This is a genomic window from Roseiarcus fermentans (assembly GCF_003315135.1).
Lineage (GTDB): Bacteria > Pseudomonadota > Alphaproteobacteria > Rhizobiales > Beijerinckiaceae > Roseiarcus > Roseiarcus fermentans.
Map to the genome: position 1 here is coordinate 17,112 of NZ_QNRK01000012.1, position 15,886 is coordinate 32,997.

At 64.1% G+C, this 15,886-nt stretch carries 14 protein-coding genes; 11 read left to right on the forward strand and 3 right to left on the reverse strand.

Features of this window, described 5'->3' with window-relative positions:
• Positions 1-236 precede the first annotated feature (236 nt).
• Together DFR50_RS12040 and DFR50_RS12045 are read left to right on the forward strand one after the other, a co-directional pair.
• A complete protein-coding gene (locus DFR50_RS12040) occupies positions 237-3,101 on the forward strand; it encodes an ATP-binding protein (RefSeq protein ID WP_113889463.1) in 2,865 nt (954 codons plus the stop codon).
• Positions 3,085-4,581 carry an argonaute/piwi family protein gene (locus tag DFR50_RS12045; protein WP_113889464.1) on the forward strand — a complete coding sequence of 499 codons (1,497 nt, stop codon included), beginning with the start codon at positions 3,085-3,087 and terminating at the stop codon, positions 4,579-4,581. Before DFR50_RS12040 ends, DFR50_RS12045 begins: the two co-directional genes overlap by 17 nt.
• Positions 4,582-4,677: 96 nt before the next feature.
• Here DFR50_RS12045 and scpB read toward each other — a convergent pair whose 3' ends face one another.
• Both scpB and DFR50_RS12055 read right to left on the reverse strand, forming a co-directional pair.
• Positions 4,678-5,367, reverse strand: coding sequence for an SMC-Scp complex subunit ScpB (gene scpB, locus DFR50_RS12050; RefSeq protein WP_113889465.1), 690 nt, complete (start codon positions 5,365-5,367; stop codon positions 4,678-4,680).
• 4 nt (positions 5,368-5,371) lie between these two features.
• Entirely contained in the window at positions 5,372-6,319 is a 948-nt protein-coding gene (locus DFR50_RS12055; RefSeq protein ID WP_113889466.1) for a DUF1403 family protein, read from the reverse strand.
• Between the two features lie 298 nt (positions 6,320-6,617).
• Between DFR50_RS12055 and DFR50_RS12060 the strand changes: the two genes are divergently transcribed.
• From DFR50_RS12060 to repC, 9 genes are all read left to right on the forward strand, one after another.
• Positions 6,618-6,866, forward strand: a complete 249-nt coding sequence (locus DFR50_RS12060; RefSeq protein ID WP_113889467.1) for a type II toxin-antitoxin system VapB family antitoxin — start codon at positions 6,618-6,620, stop codon at positions 6,864-6,866.
• Positions 6,863-7,249 carry a type II toxin-antitoxin system VapC family toxin gene (locus DFR50_RS12065; protein ID WP_113889468.1) on the forward strand — a complete coding sequence of 129 codons (387 nt, stop codon included), beginning with the start codon at positions 6,863-6,865 and terminating at the stop codon, positions 7,247-7,249. Before DFR50_RS12060 ends, DFR50_RS12065 begins: the two co-directional genes overlap by 4 nt.
• 91 nt (positions 7,250-7,340) lie before the next feature.
• The gene (locus DFR50_RS12070; RefSeq protein ID WP_113889469.1) at positions 7,341-8,384 is read left to right on the forward strand and encodes a tyrosine-type recombinase/integrase; all 1,044 of its coding nucleotides are present in this window, start codon (positions 7,341-7,343) and stop codon (positions 8,382-8,384) included.
• A 255-nt stretch (positions 8,385-8,639) separates the two neighbouring features.
• Positions 8,640-8,936, forward strand: coding sequence for a type II toxin-antitoxin system TacA family antitoxin (locus DFR50_RS12075; protein ID WP_113889470.1), 297 nt, complete (start codon positions 8,640-8,642; stop codon positions 8,934-8,936).
• 2 nt (positions 8,937-8,938) lie between these two features.
• Entirely contained in the window at positions 8,939-9,433 is a 495-nt protein-coding gene (locus tag DFR50_RS12080; protein WP_245427680.1) for a GNAT family N-acetyltransferase, read from the forward strand.
• Between the two features lie 525 nt (positions 9,434-9,958).
• Positions 9,959-10,630, forward strand: coding sequence for a site-specific integrase (locus DFR50_RS31370; protein ID WP_147262739.1), 672 nt, complete (start codon positions 9,959-9,961; stop codon positions 10,628-10,630).
• Positions 10,631-11,511: 881 nt separating this feature from the next.
• A complete protein-coding gene (gene repA, locus DFR50_RS12095) occupies positions 11,512-12,717 on the forward strand; it encodes a plasmid partitioning protein RepA (protein ID WP_113889472.1) in 1,206 nt (401 codons plus the stop codon).
• On the forward strand, positions 12,717-13,736 hold the full coding sequence (repB, locus tag DFR50_RS12100; protein WP_113889473.1) for a plasmid partitioning protein RepB: 1,020 nt from the start codon (positions 12,717-12,719) through the stop codon (positions 13,734-13,736). Before repA ends, repB begins: the two co-directional genes overlap by 1 nt.
• A gap of 208 nt (positions 13,737-13,944) precedes the next feature.
• Positions 13,945-15,171, forward strand: coding sequence for a plasmid replication protein RepC (gene repC / locus DFR50_RS12105; RefSeq protein ID WP_113889474.1), 1,227 nt, complete (start codon positions 13,945-13,947; stop codon positions 15,169-15,171).
• Between the two features lie 29 nt (positions 15,172-15,200).
• Here the strand turns inward: repC and DFR50_RS12110 are convergent, their stop codons facing one another.
• On the reverse strand, positions 15,201-15,482 hold the full coding sequence (locus DFR50_RS12110) for a hypothetical protein (protein ID WP_113889475.1): 282 nt from the start codon (positions 15,480-15,482) through the stop codon (positions 15,201-15,203).
• Positions 15,483-15,886 lie beyond the last annotated feature (404 nt).

Here is a 15,886-nt window from a genome sequence, read left to right on the forward strand (position 1 = left end):
CGCAAAAAGCGTGCTTGGCCGCTGATGGCGCCGTAATATGCATTTTGATGGGTCGCAGGCGTGCCGATTTCAGCGGCCGTAATCCGGCGACGCACAGCGGAAGACGCTCAACGAGAAAGGTCCGCGCGGTCGCGATCTCCGACGCGTTTCGTGTGGATAGAGGAACGGCGACCTTGCTAATCGCGCCCGGGATGCACGAATAGGTAGCCAGGGCTCTGTACAAATTCTTGAGGTCCATGGCTGCGATCCCGAACATCCAAAGCGCCAGCGTCGGCCGGCTCTATTCGGTTTTGGTAGGCCAACCGACCCCCGTTCTTTTGCTGGGAGCGGGTGCGTCTGTGCGATCAGGTATCCCGCTCGCCGCAGATATGGTCGAACAAGCGGCGCGTTGGGCTTACGCGCGGGAGCATGGCAGATCACCAAAAGACCCCCGACTGCTGCGCAGCGATTGGTTCCCTTGGCTGAAGGCGAAGCCTTGGTACGATCTCACCGGTAGTGTTGCTGACAACTACCCTCCCGCTATCGAAAACCTCCTGCAGCCGCGTCAGGCGCGCGCAGATTTTTTTAGGGAACTCCTTCAGACAAAGATCAATCCAAGCGTTGGGTATGAAAAGCTCGCGGAATTCCTTCATCAGGGGTTGGTGAAAACGGTCTTAACCACGAACTTCGATATGAACCTGCCCGATGTGAAGGTGCGTATCCGGCGTCCCCACCACATCGACGTCATTCAAACGCCTTCGGACTATACGAAATTCTCAACAATTCCGCCATATCCGCAGCAAGTTTTCCTGCATGGTTCGGTGGACCATTACACCGATAAGAATATTCTGGATGAGGTGCAGCATCTTGATCCCGAACTCGTGCGGATGATCGCACCTTTGTTGCGGGACCATCCTCTGATCGTAGTCGGCTATCGCGGGGCCGAGCCTTCGGTGATGCAACACCTGTTGCTAGAGAACGCCGAGCAGGCCTACAATTACCGGCACGGAATCTATTGGTGCAAAATGAAGGGCGACCGGGTCGAAAGCCTGCCGCCCATGGTGTTGGCGCTCGCCAGCGCGATCGGCGCGAACTTTACCCTCGTCGATATCGACGGCTTCGACGAACTCTTCGCCCGCGACCTATGGCTGCTGCACCAGGATGCAGACGCCCCGTTGGCTATGGCCAGCGGCACAGGCGCAGCGCCCGCGCCCACCTTGGACATGGACGTCGTGAATTTGGCCGGGCTTGATGATCTGGACTGGCCGACAGTCCGGGCGCGTCTCGTCCTGTATTGCGAGGCGCTTCAAATCCGGGTGCCCGCACCGCCCGACCGCGCGTGGATCGTTGACCGGTTGCTCCAAACGAATCTGGCGGTGCGTGACGACAAGGGGGGCGTCCAATTGACGACCGCCGGGTGCCTGCTTTTCAGTCAGGGGCCGCAGAAGCTCATCCCGCAGGCGGGAGTGACGCTACGCGTGAGTGGAAATGGCGAGTGGTTGCGCCGCGCCCTTGGGGAAAAGGGCCTCGAAAGCGGGCTGGCGTCGGACGTGCTGGAACACACGATCAAGGGGAATCTTTGGGCCCAATACGACGGCATCAATGACGTCCTGACTTCGGTAAACAGGCCGTTTCGGCTGAAGGGGGAACAGTCCGAAACGGTCCTGCCGTATCCACCGCTGGCGCTGAAGGAAGTCGTCGTAAACGCGCTGGTCCACCGAGACTATTCGGTGACCAATCCGATCGTGATCGATGTAACCGCTGCAAGCATACGGATCACGAACCCCGGCGGCCTGGTCGATGAAGTGCAACGGCGCGTCGAAGCGGGTTCCATTGAAGAGGAGATTCGTCGCGGCCGCCGGGGAATTAAGGGATATCGGAATCCGGTCCTCGCTGACTTGTTCTACGGTAGCGGTGAAATGGACAAGGCTGGGTCTGGCTTATCCGACGTTTATAAGACCGTGCGTTCCAACGGCGGTGATGTACGCTTCGGCCCGACTCGGAACAATGACGAGTTCGAGGTGGTGATCATGACTCGACCGGAGGCGGTCGATGAGGTCACCGGAACGGCGACCCCAGTCGTGCTCACGACGTCGCGTTATGCGGCGAACATCCTTGAAGTGGTGAGCCTGCCGGAGAACATTTATCATGCGGGGACTGAGCTGCAGCACCACCGCCAGCTATTCGCTGCCCTCCCAAACGAGTGGCTTCCGCCATCGATTTTCCTGTCGGGGCGGCTCTACAGTTTCCATGATTTCGAGCACCCACGGAACCCTCTTGCCAAGGTCATCGACGATGGCGACGTCGAGCCACTTTTGCTTACGGAATTCACGGCGGATCAGGAGGGCGAGCGACGCCTCGTCCAGTTGCTCAATTTGGGACTGGAGAAGCATCTGTACCGTCGCGGTCTGATCGTAGACCGCAAGCGCAAGCGTGCGTACTTTCCGCGTACTGAGGCGGGGTCACGGTCGATCGCCTATCAGGCACGCCTGCGCCGGGCGAAACGCACGGTGGTAAAGGCGCGGGTTTCCCCCAGAACCGGCACGGTCAGCTACTGGGAGCATGAGGCCCTTGGCTATCGGTTCGACAAATTCGGGGCAACGTGGGGCCTTTTGCTCGAACCCGGATATGTCTTCACTTTCGACGGCGCCAAAGGACTGCTGGCCCCTGACCGAGTCAACCGACTTTCGACCAAGCGCGCTGCCCGCGACTACAACGCCACGGTCCATCAAGATCTTTCGTTCTGGGCGTGGTGCCTCTCCGGGGGTGAGATTTCGTTCGCGCTCGATCTCTCGTGGCCCCGTCCGACGCAAGTCGCGGACGATGCTGCCGGGGACGCGGACGACGATCGCTGGTCGGACGTCCACCCGATGCAGGTAGAGCGCGCGGGCGGTGGTGAGGATGCCAACCGGTATCCGCACATTGTTTTGTCCGCGCGCCTGCCAACCGTGACAGTGAATGATCTAGAACTTGCGCTGGGTAACTCCGAGGAGTCCGACTCCGACGACGCGCTGGAGGCCCTTGACGAGGAACTCGAGGGGCTAGCGGAAGAACAACGGTTGGGGGCGAGCGCTGCGGCTGAGACCGAGACTGAGGAGGCCGACTATGCCGATCAGTCTTGACCTAAAGGAGTTTGAGGCACCGCTGCTGGAGTTCGGCGGACCGGGCATGTTCACCGATCCGCGCGAAGGTTTGCGCGAAGGCGGTCCATTCGACATGCGTTTCGGCGCAGCGCGCGGCGAGCGAGTGAACATTGGTCTCATCGGCTGCGATCAGATGGTTGCTCGCACTCTCGATTGGCTGAAACGCACAGAAGGCTACTTGCCCGCCGATCGCGGCGTTGCGAGCTATCCGGCGTTTCCAGGCTTTGAGGCCGTGTTCCGCTCGAAGCTAACCACGAGTCCTCGCTGGACCATCACGTTCTCGGGGCCGCATAGCGAGCTGCACAAAGCGCTGGCGCTGACGAATATCAAGGACAGGTTCGAAGGGGTTCTCGGCGCATTTTCCTCAGCGCTGAGGCGGCTCGGGAAACTCGAAATCGCGAAACCGGATGTCGTTATATGCTGCTTATCAGACGAGATCATGGCGAAATGCCGGACGATCCAGAGGACCCTTTCCAAAGAAGAAAAGAAGGCGGCCGAGGCCTTGAAGAAACGTCAGGCCAGCATTCAGCTTGATCTTTTCGATTTGGTCACTGAGGAGCAGCCAGACGATCTTCTAAGCCGAGATTTCAGACGGGCACTAAAGGCGCAGGCAATGGTAGAGCGCCTACCCGTTCAGATCGCGACGAGCAGTCTCGTTTTAGAAGGGGTCTCAAACCAAGGCTCTTCGACGCGAGCGTGGAACAGCTCGGTCGGCCTCTACTATAAGGCTGGAGGAATTCCTTGGCGAATGAAACTTGACGGTCCGGAGACCTGCTTCGTCGGAATAAGCTTCCACCACGTGAAGACGCGCGAAAAGCACCTCGTCCGGTCGAGCATTGCGCAAGCCTTTTCGAGTCAGGGCGAAGGCTTTGCAATCCGTGGGGGCGATGTTGAGTACGACGACCGCCAGGGTCGCAACGTCCATTTGACGGAAGATCAGGCACGACAGTTGGGACGCGACATTCTCGCGGAGTATCGCGACCGGGTTGGGGGTACGCCACTCCGAGTCGTCCTGCACAAAACGTCCGCCTACTGCGAGGGCGAACGCCTCGGTTTTCGAGGGGCGCTTGCTGAGGTGCCGATCGTTGAACTTATCAACGTTATGCAGACGCAATTTCGGCTGGTACGTTTTGGTGCGTATCCACCGAACCGCGGAACGCTGTGCACAGTAAATGACTCGGCGGCATACCTATTCACCACGGGATACATGCGCGAGTTTCGGACCTATCCCGGACCGCATATTCCGACGCCTATTCAGATAAGCGGGGACCAGATCGGCGACCTGGACCAGGTCGCAAGGGACATCCTTGGCCTTGCTCGCATGAACTGGAACACAGCGAACGTCACTGGTGGAACTCCTGTGACATTGTTCTTTGCGCGCCGGGTCGGCGGCATCATGGCGGAGTATGGTTTGGCGACCGAGGAGAAGCCGCCTTCCTCGTTTCGATATTATATGTAGTCGGAGCCTCCGGATACGGAGAAGCTTGTCTCATGACCCGACCAGCCGGTTGCCGTCCGCACAGACGGGAACCGCAGCGGCCGTTGTCGGAAGCGGTTAAGGAACGCGAACCGGGAATACTCTTTTCTCCAGCCCTCCGTCGCTTGCGTATGGAGTGCTCCCTTCTTCGTCGGCATCGCCCGTCCTGCCATCGTCCTCGATCAGCCCCGCGTCCTTGAGCGCCTCGAGGTCGGGCAGGTCGCGCAGCGACTCGAACCCGAACTCGAGCAGGAATTTCTCCGTCGTCACGTACGCGTAGGGCGCCCCGAGCTTTGGGCTGCGCGGCCCGGCCGCGATCAGCCCCTCCTCGCGCAAGGCCCCAATCAGGTCGCGCGAGATCTCGCGCCCGAACATGTCGGAGAGCTCGCCGCGCGTCGCCGGCTGAAACATCGCGATTGCCATCAAGACCCCGGCCTCGAGCTTGGTCAGCTGCTTCGCGTCGCCAGAAATGTCGAGGGCGACGCGGATCGCCGGGCCGAAGGCGGGGCGGGTGTGGAGGGTGTAGGACTCCCCTGCCCGCACCAACTCGATCGGCCGCCCGCGCAGGTCTTCCTTGAAATCGTCGAGCAGCAGATCGAGCGCGCAGTTTTCTCCGACCACGCGGGCGAGCACGTCGCGGCCGACCGGCTTCGCCGCGGCGAACAGCACCGCCTCGACCCGCGCCTTCCACTCCCGCCAGCGGAGCTCCGCCGGCAGGTCGGCGAGCTCGCGGTCGAAGTCCGGCTCTTGGCTCGGCCGGCGCGCCATCGTCTCAGAGCCCGTAGAGCCGGAAGGTCGCCCGGCCGGTGAGCTCGCGCGCCGCGCCGAGCGTGACGAGGCGCTCGAACAGCCGCCGGCGCGCGCGATCACTCAGACCCGGGATCGGCGCCGCGGCGGAGATCGCGTCGTCGCCGAGCAGCGCCGTGATCGCGCCTGTCTTCCCTTTCGCCCGCAGCTTTGGCGCGGCGTCGGCCAGCTGCGCGGCGCGACGGGAAAGGTCGTGGGCCAGGTCGAGGGCGGCGAGCGCCGCGCGGGCGTACGCCAAGGCTGTTAGCTTTCCCCAACCGGTCTCCCCCGGGCGCGGCCACCGGCCATCGCCCCCGGTCTTGCGCGAAAAGAGCTCGCCGGCGAGGAGGGGCACGGCGACCGGCCAGGCGAGCGCTCTTGCCAGCGCGGCGTCGGCGCAAAACAGGGCGAGCGGCTCGGCGTCGGTGCGCATCTTGATCACCATCTCGGCGGCCGCGGCCGCGAGGGTCGGGGCCGGCCGGCCGCGCCCGGCGGCCTGCGCGAGCGCGGCGGCGAGCTCCCCTGCCCCGTCGAGGTCGAGCGGCGCCTGGAGATCGGCGGCGACGGCGGCGAGCCGCTTCGGACGGAAGGGATCGCCCGGACCGCAGAGCGTCCGGAAGGCGGAATAGACTCGTCCCGCGGGCCCGAGATCCTGTCCGGGTTTCGCGAGGGCGACGGCGTCGCGCAGCGCCGTCTCGTCTTCCCGGCGGTTGAGCAGGTTTTGGGCGACGGCGGCGGCGGATTTCAGGGCGAGGCGGGCGCGCCAGGCCCCGGCCCACGGCGGCTCGGATTTCGCGACGGAATCGAGGGCTGACAGCGCCGCGCCGGCGAAGAACAGGGCCTCGGCCTCGGAAATCTCGCGCAAATTCCGATCCGGACGCGCCCAGACGGGCGCGTGGGGAAGGTTGAACGGGGCGAGCTCGGCGCGAATCATCGTCGCAATCGTACCCGAGCGCGGCGCTTATCGCCACCGTTTGCGCGCGAAAGCGCCCCACCTGTCGGGCGAAATTGATGTCCGATAATGTTGCATTATCGGACATCGCTGTCATTATACAAGGAACCGCAGAATCCGAGCCCCGGAGACCCGATTTGAGCCCTCCCGCGAGCCCGGAACCGCCCAGCAGCCGTCCGCCGCAGGCGGTGGCGACCGGCGGTCGGCCTCCGCGGTGGTAGAAAGGCGTCAATTGCGGTAGAATGGTGGACGCACTGCCGTGTTGCGAGAAGGATCGGCCATGAGCCTCAACATCAAGGATCCGGAGGCCCACCGCCTCGCCCAGGCGATCGCCCGCGCGACCGGCGAGACAATGACCCGGGTCGTCACCGAGGCCCTGCGCGAGCGCCTCGCCACGATCGAACGGAGACGGGCGCGCGCCAGCGTCGAGGAATTGCTGGCGATCGCCGACCGGGCCGCGGCGCACGTCAAGCGCCCCTACCTGGACCACGCCGAGCTCCTCTACGACGAGCATGGGCTGCCGAAATGATCGTCGACACGTCGGCGCTGGTGGCGATCCTCTACCGCGAGCCGGAGGCCAAGCGCTTCGTCGAACGGATCGAGGCGGCCGACGTCTTGCGGCTCAGCGTCGCCAACTACGTCGAGCTCGCGATGGTCGTCGAGAGCCAGCTCGGTCACGATGGCATGCGCCAGGCGGAGGCCTTCCTGCGCCGCGCCGGCGTCGTGGTCGAGCCGGTGACGCTCGAGCACGGCGAACTCGCCCGCCAGGCGTTTCTCGACTTCGGCAAGGGCCGGCACAAGGCGGGCCTCAACTTCGGCGACTGTTTCGCCTACGCCCTCGCCAGAGCGACCGGCGAGGCCCTGCTGTTCAAGGGCGACGATTTCGCCCTGACCGACATTGCGCGCGCATGATGAGCGGCCATGTCTGCAGCGCTCCCTGCGAGCCCGCGCCGCGAGACGCTTCCTGGGAGCGGCTGCGCCTCGGCCGGTCGGGACGGCGTCCATGACTTCGAACGTCCCCCCGGCCCTGCCGGAAGCCGATCCCCCAGGCGAAGCTCGCCTCCCAGCGAAGCTCGAGCCGCTGGTCGAGACCGCCCGCGCCTACGCCCGCGCCGCGACGTCGCAAAACACCAACCGCGCCTACGCCGCCGACTGGCGCGACTATCTGCGCTGGCGCGCCCGGCAGGGCCTCGACCTGAAACCGCTCGCCGACCCCGAATGCGTCGGCCTCTACCTCGCGGCGCTCGCGTCCGGCGCCAAGGGCGCGGGCGGGCGACCGCGCACCGTCGGCACCATCGAGCGGCGGCTGTCCGCCCTCGTCTGGAATTTTTCCCAGCGGGCCCTGCCTTTCGACCGCAAGGACCGCCATGTCGCGACCGTGCTCGCCGGCGTCCGGCGCACCCACGGCCGGCCGCCGGTCCAGAAGGAGGCACTCCTGCCCGAGCATGTCATGGCCATGCTCGGCGCCCTTCCGCCATCGAACCTCCGAAACATCCGGGACCGGGCGATCCTGTTGCTCGGCTTCGCCGGCGGCCTGCGCCGCTCGGAGGTCGCCGGCCTGGTCATGAGCCCCGAGGATTCGCTTCAAGGCTCAGGCTGGCCGGAATTCTTCGACGATGGCGTGCTCCTTACCTTGCGCGGCAAGACGGGCTGGCGCGAGGTCGAGATCGGCCGCGGCTCATCGGACCGGACCTGCCCGGTCGCCGCGCTCGAGGCCTGGCTCAAATTTGGGCGGATCGCGCGCGGGCCGATCTTTCGCGCCGTGGTCGGACGCGAGGTCGGATCGGAGGCGCTCAACGACCGCCACGTTGCGCGCCTGGTCAAACGCCTCGCGGTCGCCGCCGGCGTGCGCGGCGACCTGCCCGAGGGCGATCGGGAAGGGAAGTTCTCCGGCCATTCGCTGCGCGCCGGGCTCGCCTCCTCGGCCGAGATCGACGAGCGCTACGTCCAGAAACACCTGGGCCACGCGTCAGCCGAAATGACCCGCCGCTACCAGCGGCGCCGCGACCGCTTTCGCGTCAATCTCACCAAGGCGGCGGGGCTGTGATTGCGGGAATCGGCCTCCATTGCAGAGCCCCCTCCCCTATTGGATGCGAACGCAAAGGCAAAATGGAACGCAAGGCTTTTGGCTAAGCGCTTCAATTTGAAATCGTGAGGCAAAAGCGACACCCGAGGACTGGCACGAGGACACGGTGCTTCCCTCTGGCCGGCGCGGATGCGCTTGCAGGTCACGTCGCTTCGACCTAGGTGTAGGTACACAATGTGTATCTATCACGCTATGGTGTGGGGAAGGAGATTTGCCATGGCTACGACCACGACCAAGGAGACGACCCCGCCGCCGGTCACGCGCGCCGTGAACCTGCGCGTGCGCGAGGATGTGCGGGACCTGATCGACCGGGCGGCGCGCGTCAACGGCAAGACGCGCTCGGACTTCATGATCGAGGCAGCGCGGCAGGCCGCCGAGAACGCGCTGCTAGATCAGACCTTCGTGCGGGTCGATACCGAAACCTATGCTCAATTCCTGAGCGTATTGGACCGTGCGCCGTCCGGCGAGGGGTATGAGCGGCTGATGCGCGCCCCGAAGCCCTGGAAAGGTTAAACGTGGAGTTTCGGGCGCCGGACCTTCTGACGGCCGAGCATGTTCTGACGGCGTTCGATTCCGGCGTGGCCTCGCTGGACGACTGGCTGCGCCGGCGGGCCCTGGCCAATCAGGTTTCGGGCGCCTCCCGCATATATGTCGTCGCGACCCCGGAAAACCGCGTCCTGGGCTATTACGCGCTGGCGTCCGGCGCGCTCGCGCACGCCGAGGCGCCTGGCCGGATCAAAAGGAACATGCCGGATCCGATCCCCATGGCTGTCATCGGCCGCCTGGCGATCGACCGCTCGATGCACGGGAGGGGATTGGGCGTGGCGCTGCTGCAGGACGCGGTGCTGCGCGTGCGACAGGCAGCGTCGATCATGGGGATTCGCGGCGTCCTCGTTCATGCGATTTCGGACGAAGCGCGGGCGTTCTATGAACACCACGGTTTCATCTCATCGGGGACGAACCCGTTGACACTCATCCTCTCTGTAGCGGACTGGGCGCCTGATGGGTGAATTTCCGGCCCGGGTGGGTCCGTATTGCTTCACTCGGTATCGCTAAGGATGCCCTTTGCGATGGTGAGCGGGGTGCCGGCCGACTTCGAGGCGTGTCGCGCGCCAGAATTGGCGGATCGGGCAGGAGCGCCTGTCCTGCGGTCCAGTTTCAACCCAGCCCGCGATTCCTCGCCCGAAATGCTGGTGGCGCGCACTCATCAGATTCGAGGGTGGCTCGGCGTGAAACGGCGTTTCCCGGTCATCGTCTACAAGAGCGCGAAGACGGTCATTCTGCGCGCCGGCGAACGATTGACGATGGTGACGCCGCAGGACGTGAAGCCGTCTTGCAGGCCTTCCGAGAGGAGGAGCCGGCACCCGGAACGGCGGAAGAAGTATCGCCGCAACCAGCTATCCCCTGCCCTCGCCCGCCGCAGAAGGCATGCTCCTCATCCCCCACCACCTTTGGACCCCCCCCCCAAGCGAGAGAGCGACACCCGACACGGCTTGCTTCCCGACGTCGCCGGATCCTTGCACGTAGAAGGGCCTTTGCGCGTCGACGATCGGCACGCTCCCTCGACGGTTCGGCGTTGTCTGTCGAGTTGGGCGCCCCTGCATCGCTGGAAGGGACACGAAGGACCGTTCGCCTCCCCTGCCCTACGCTCCGCGGGGCGGCTCGCCGTCCGGGCCACCGGGCGGCAATGCAAGCGGAAGAGCAAGCGTGCGGTGACACGCGACATCCCTGATCGGTTCGTCGCAACCTGCGCCTCCGATCGCCTTGTTGACACACGCTATCTTGCGATCCTCATGGTCGCGTTCGCGTCGGGAGACCGCCGGCGAAGCAAGGTCGGGCGGCTCAGGTTCGAGCAATTGCAGGAAGAGCCGCCTGTTCCCGTCGATCCCGCCGATCCGGATTCGACCCCCCTGCCCTACCTTGTGATCTGCCTCGGCCGCACCAGGATGACTTCGGCCGACGACGAGGCGAAGGTGTTCCTGGTCGTCGCTCCGGTCGCAGTGGTGAAGGAATGGCTCCAACGCGCCGATATTCCCAAGGGTCCCACTTTCCGCGCCGTAAATCGCTTGGGCTCCGTCGGGGACCGAGCGCTGACGCCCCAGTCGATCAACGTGATCCTCAAGCGCCGATGTGCGGCGGCCGGGTCAACCCGGCGGACTTCTCGGTTCAAGGCCTGCGATCCGAAGGCGGCGTTTCTGGCAACGTAGCCTCGCCGACGCTTCCTCACGAGCCACGGCCGGCCTTGGATCGCTTCCTTGACGCTCGGACGGGGCTCGACGTCGGCCATGCCGCCCGATCAGTCGTCATTCGCTGACCAAGCTGACGTCTACGAACAGCGGCGGCGACCGACGTCTTACTTGATCGAGGGCGACGACGGAAAGGCGCTTGCCCTCATCGGGCCGGGCTGGTTATCCTCCGGATGGTGAGGGGAGGGGCTCGGCGTCCAACAAAGCGGGCTGATCCTCGACCGGAAGCGGGATGAGTTGTCCGCGTACAACTGAACTTCGAGGATGCGATTGGCGAGAACGGCGCGCGCGTTCATTCGGTTGCGGCGGTCGGCGTCGAACGGTCCGACAGACGGCGGAAGGAGAGAGGATGGGACATACCTCCGATTGAGTTGTCCGCGGACAACTCAACGGCAGCTATGGCTGTGCGACGGCATGTCGGCTATCCGAGAGCGGGTGGTCGGAGGATCCCCCTCTCTGCGCAGGAGGCTGCCGAGGAAGCTGCGCTTGGGGAACGTCATTGGAGTTGTACGCGGACAACGCAACGCCACCGGGGACGCGATCCTGTGTCGTCGACGGGGTCGCGTTGGGCTGTGACCGCGTGCCCTCTGCCCACGGGTTCACGCTTTCTCAAGCCGCAAAGTTTGGCGCGCCGCCTCAGCCGAAAAAAAATTCGTATCAGGGCAGGGCCGTGGGGGCGGTTTTCGGTTGTCCGCGTGCAACCGAAGGTATTCCAGACCGCCTGCTGCGTTAAGATCTCATTAACCGAAAACTCCTTGCGTTCTGGCCCGAATCGCCTCCTTATCGGCATCAGCGCTTATTGAGGCTACCAGCCAAAAAAAGCGCAGACGCAGAGATCGAGCATGCCGTCGTCAGCGAATCCTCAGACAGACAGTTTGGGCGACCTTCGTTCGCTCATCAACGCTGACGCCGTCGAGCTTTCAAGGCGGCTGCGCGCCCAGCAGGTTCGCGACTTTCCGCCCGCAGCCGAAAAGACGATCCGAAACTTCTCACCGGGCGAAGCCGCGCGCTTCATCGGAATCCACGAGGGCTACCTTCGGCAACTGGTCTCCGAAGGGAAGGGGCCGCCGCCTCTGGCGAACGGCCGTCGAACCTATTCCATTCACGACATTGAATCCCTGAGGGCGGACCTCGACACGGCCGGAAAGGGCGTTCGCCGGTATATCCCGCGCCGTCGGGACGGAGAACACCTTCAGGTCATCTCGGTCATGAACTTCAAGGGCGGGAGTGGAAAGACCACGACCGCGGCGCACCTCGCACAGTACCTAGCGCTTCGCGGCTATCGTGTTCTGGCGATCGATCTAGACCCGCAGGCCAGCCTCTCGGCGCTCTTCGGCAACCAGCCCGAGCTTGATGTCGGGGAGAACGAGACGATCTACGGCGCGATCCGCTACGACGATGCCCGCCGCGACATGGCCGAAATCGTCCGCGGCACCTACATTCCGAGCCTTCACGTCGTCCCGGGCCACCTGGAGCTGATGGAGTTCGAACACGAAACTCCGAAGGCCCTGATGAACCGCGAGAGCGGGGATTCGCTGTTCTTTGCCCGAATAGGGCAGGCGTTGGCGCAGGTCACCGACGCGTACGACGTCGTAGTCATCGATTGCCCGCCGCAACTCGGGTTCCTCACCCTTTCCGCCCTGTGCGCGGCGACCGCGGTTCTGATCACGGTGCATCCGCAAATGCTCGACGTGATGTCGATGTCGCAGTTCCTGAACATGACCGGGAGCCTGCTCGACGTCGTGGCCTCCGCCGGCGGGGCCACCGAATACGACTGGATGCGCTACCTCGTGACCCGATACGAGCCGAGCGACGGGCCGCAGACCACGATGGTCGGCCTGATGCGCTCCATCTTCGGCGCCAGGGTGTTGACCCACCCGATGGTGAAAAGCACGGCCATCGCCGACGCCGGGCTGACCAAGCAGACGCTCTATGAAGTCGAGCGGCATCAGTTCACACGAGGGACATACGATCGCGCGATCGAGGCGCTGGATCTTGTCAACGGCGAGATCGAGGCAATCATCAAGCACGTTTGGGGTCGGAAATAATGGCGCGAAAAATCTCCTTCGACGCTCCCGACGCCGAAACCGCGCCGTCTTCGGAAGAGACGCATCCGACGCCCACGCAGAAGGTTCGGCCGCTCCTCGGGATCGAACGGACAATCCGTCAGCCGAGCGCGGTCGGCGCGATCTCCCAGAGCTTGGGGGGAATCGCCGAGAGGGTCAAACGCGCCGATCAGATCGAGCAGAAGCTGATCGAAGGCCAAGTCGTAGTCGAACTCGATCCCGCTCTCATCGACAACTCTTTCGTGCCCGACCGCATGGAGGCGACGGAAGCGCAGAACGCGGAATTCAGGGAGATCATTCGGCGGCACGGCCAGAGCGTCCCGATCCTCGTGCGTCCGAATCCGTCGAACGCCGAGCGCTATCAGGTCGCTTTCGGGCATCGCCGGCTTCGGGCGGCGCGGGAGCTCGGCGTCAAGGTCCGCGCGGTCGTGCGCTCCCTCAGCGACGAGGAACTCGTCGTCGCGCAGGGCCAAGAGAACAGTAGCCGGACCGATCTGACATTCATCGAGCGCGCCCGCTTCGCCGCACGGCTCGAAGACCGGAAATTTTCGAGAGAGACCATCATGTCGGCGCTCAACGTCGACAAGGCGGCCCTCTCGCGCCTCATCTCGGTTGCGACCCGAATCCCGCAGGCGGTCATCGAGGCCATCGGCCCCGCGCCGGCGTTCGGGCGGGTGCGGTGGCAGGAACTCACGGAGCTTCTCGAAGACGAGGGCGCGAGGTCACGCGCGCTGTCCTTCGTCGCTGAGCCCGCGTTCGCCGAGATGGATACCGACGCGCGTTTCGAAAAGCTCGCTCACGCGCTGAAAACAAAGACCCAGCGCGTACGTTCGGAGCCATGGGTCACCGACGACGGGACGCACGCCGCCCGAGTATCCAGATCCGGGAAGAAGCTGACCCTCATGTTCGATGATCGGGTCGCGCCCCACTTCGGCGAATTTGTCAGAGAGAACCTTCAGGCGCTGTACGTTCAATACAAGGCCTCAAGTTCGTCGACCTAACGCAAATTCACTGGACGGCAACGTCCGGAGCAGAGCTTCAACTCAACCCAGACGGAGAAAACGGCAAAAGAAAAAGGCCCCCGAAACGTCGCCGTCCCGGAAGCCCTCTCGTGTTGTAGCAAGCCGAGAATCGCACTTCCGAGAATCTCAGTCAAGAGTCGCGCCGATTCGGTGAGCAGGTTTTCTTTGCCCGAGCAGAGGCAAGGACATGGAGACTCACTTACCAACGACGCCCTTTGGGCGGCGATCCCTTACGCTTGCCCATGTGGCGGCGCAGGTCGCCGCGTCGAGCCGGCCGCCCGACAAGATCGTCCACAAATGGAAGATTTTTCGCGCGATTTGCATTGCCCGGCCGATGCTCGGCGTGTCCGAACGGGCACTGTCGGTCCTCAACGCGCTCCTGACCTTCCATCCGGAGACGACGCTGACGGGTGAGGCGCTCACCGTCTTTCCGTCGAACGAGCAACTGTCGCTCCGCGCGCACGGAATGCCCGCCTCGACGTTGCGGAGGCATCTGGCGGTCCTGGTCGACGCCGGGCTCATCATCCGCAGGGACAGCCCGAACGGGAAGCGCTACGTGCGGCGGGGCAGGGGAGGGGAGACGCTTCACGCATTCGGCTTCGACCTTTCTCCGCTCGTGGCCCGCGCCGACGAATTCGAACGCCTGGCAGCCGAGATCGAAGCCGAAGCTTGCGCCGTCAAACTTGCCCGGGAACGGATAACGCTCTGCCGGCGCGACATCGCCAAGATGATCGCGACTGGGATCGAGGGAGGCGTTCCAACGCTCAGGGAAGGGCAGGGACCTGCAAGCTGGCAGGACGTTCACGGTGCCTTCCGGGCAGTTGTGGAGGGCCTACCCAGGGCGGCGACGCGCCCGCAGATCGAGGAGGCCGCCGATGCGCTGTCGCAGCTCGCCGACGATATCCGCATCCTCCTGGAAACGCAGGTCAAAACGACAATTATGAGCGCCAATGAGTCCCAGATTGAGCGCCACATACAGAATTCAACCTCAGAACCCCCAACTGATCTTGAACCCGCTTTCCAAGAAAGCAGGGGCGAGGAACCGATACGCCTTCATCCCGAGGCGAAGAGGGCGAGGGAAACCGTGTACCCACTCGGCATGGTCCTCGACGCCTGCCCCGATATCCTCGACTATTCCCGGGGAGGGATCTCAAACTGGCGGGATTTGCTCGCCGCCGCAAGCGTGGTTCGTTCCGCGCTCGGTGTCAGCCCAAGCGCCTGGCAAGAGGCCCAGACCATCCTGGGCGAAACGTCCGCGGCGATCGTGATCGCAGCGATCCTGCAACGCGGAAATGCGATCACAAGCGCCGGAGGCTACCTGCGCGAACTCACCCGGAAGGCGCAGGCGAACACGTTCTCGATCGGGCCCATGCTCATGGCGCTCATCTCCGCCAGACAGAAAAAGCGTGCGTAGGCGAGCGACCTGTCGCCGCCTGTCAGCTCCTACGCCCAAGCCTGAGTCATCAATTTCGCCAAGCCTTCGCCAACCGCTGTCGCCCAGCGGCGGGGCGCAGGGGCGGGATCCGAAGTGGCGAGGTCCGGCGTATCGGGCGTAGGCTCGCTGGACGACTTCGGCACCGTGATGCGCTCGAGTATCTCGCCGACAAGAAGGTGGGCTTGGACCGCCGTCAGTCCTTCGGCAATCGAGGTCGAGTCGATGCGCAGCCGGAACATTGTCCGAGAGGCGCCTGGAATGTCAGTCTCGATCACGATCTGTCTGACCATACCCCTGTCCTCGGCGCCGTCGGCGGCAGGAACGGTATTGCGTTCCTCGCATGAGGTCGAGCCAACGAGCGGGTCGGGTCAGGATTTGGGGCCTCACGTCCCCACCTTTTCGAAGGCGTCGACGACGCGCTCGAGGAACTTGCCGAACACGAGCCCAGCCGGTGCCGGCAGCTGCGGTGATCGGGCATCTAACTGAAATGATTGCACTATCGTTCTAGAAGTAAGCGTAAGCCGACAAGCAGTAGGTCAGCGGCTCATCGCCCTTTGAATAGCCGTCGCTTCCAACGTTCTCCCGGCTTGAGCTCGTTGCCGAACACATAGCGACCCATGATGGTTCGCTTTCGCTTTGGACACGAAAGCTCGTCGATGGTCACGGGGAGGGGCGCCGAGGCGTCTGTCCTGCG

What these genes read in the sequence shown, in the direction of transcription:
- DFR50_RS12040 (WP_113889463.1), top strand. Translation starts at nt 237, where the DNA reads ATGGCTGCGATCCCGAACATCCAAAGCGCCAGCGTCGGCCGGCTCTAT.
- DFR50_RS12045 (WP_113889464.1), top strand. Translation starts at nt 3,085, where the DNA reads ATGCCGATCAGTCTTGACCTAAAGGAGTTTGAGGCACCGCTGCTGGAG.
- scpB (WP_113889465.1), bottom strand. Translation starts at nt 5,367, where the DNA reads ATGGCGCGCCGGCCGAGCCAAGAGCCGGACTTCGACCGCGAGCTCGCC.
- DFR50_RS12055 (WP_113889466.1), bottom strand. Translation starts at nt 6,319, where the DNA reads ATGATTCGCGCCGAGCTCGCCCCGTTCAACCTTCCCCACGCGCCCGTC.
- DFR50_RS12060 (WP_113889467.1), top strand. Translation starts at nt 6,618, where the DNA reads ATGAGCCTCAACATCAAGGATCCGGAGGCCCACCGCCTCGCCCAGGCG.
- DFR50_RS12065 (WP_113889468.1), top strand. Translation starts at nt 6,863, where the DNA reads ATGATCGTCGACACGTCGGCGCTGGTGGCGATCCTCTACCGCGAGCCG.
- DFR50_RS12070 (WP_113889469.1), top strand. Translation starts at nt 7,341, where the DNA reads ATGACTTCGAACGTCCCCCCGGCCCTGCCGGAAGCCGATCCCCCAGGC.
- DFR50_RS12075 (WP_113889470.1), top strand. Translation starts at nt 8,640, where the DNA reads ATGGCTACGACCACGACCAAGGAGACGACCCCGCCGCCGGTCACGCGC.
- repA (WP_113889472.1), top strand. Translation starts at nt 11,512, where the DNA reads ATGCCGTCGTCAGCGAATCCTCAGACAGACAGTTTGGGCGACCTTCGT.
- repB (WP_113889473.1), top strand. Translation starts at nt 12,717, where the DNA reads ATGGCGCGAAAAATCTCCTTCGACGCTCCCGACGCCGAAACCGCGCCG.
- repC (WP_113889474.1), top strand. Translation starts at nt 13,945, where the DNA reads ATGGAGACTCACTTACCAACGACGCCCTTTGGGCGGCGATCCCTTACG.
- DFR50_RS12110 (WP_113889475.1), bottom strand. Translation starts at nt 15,482, where the DNA reads ATGGTCAGACAGATCGTGATCGAGACTGACATTCCAGGCGCCTCTCGG.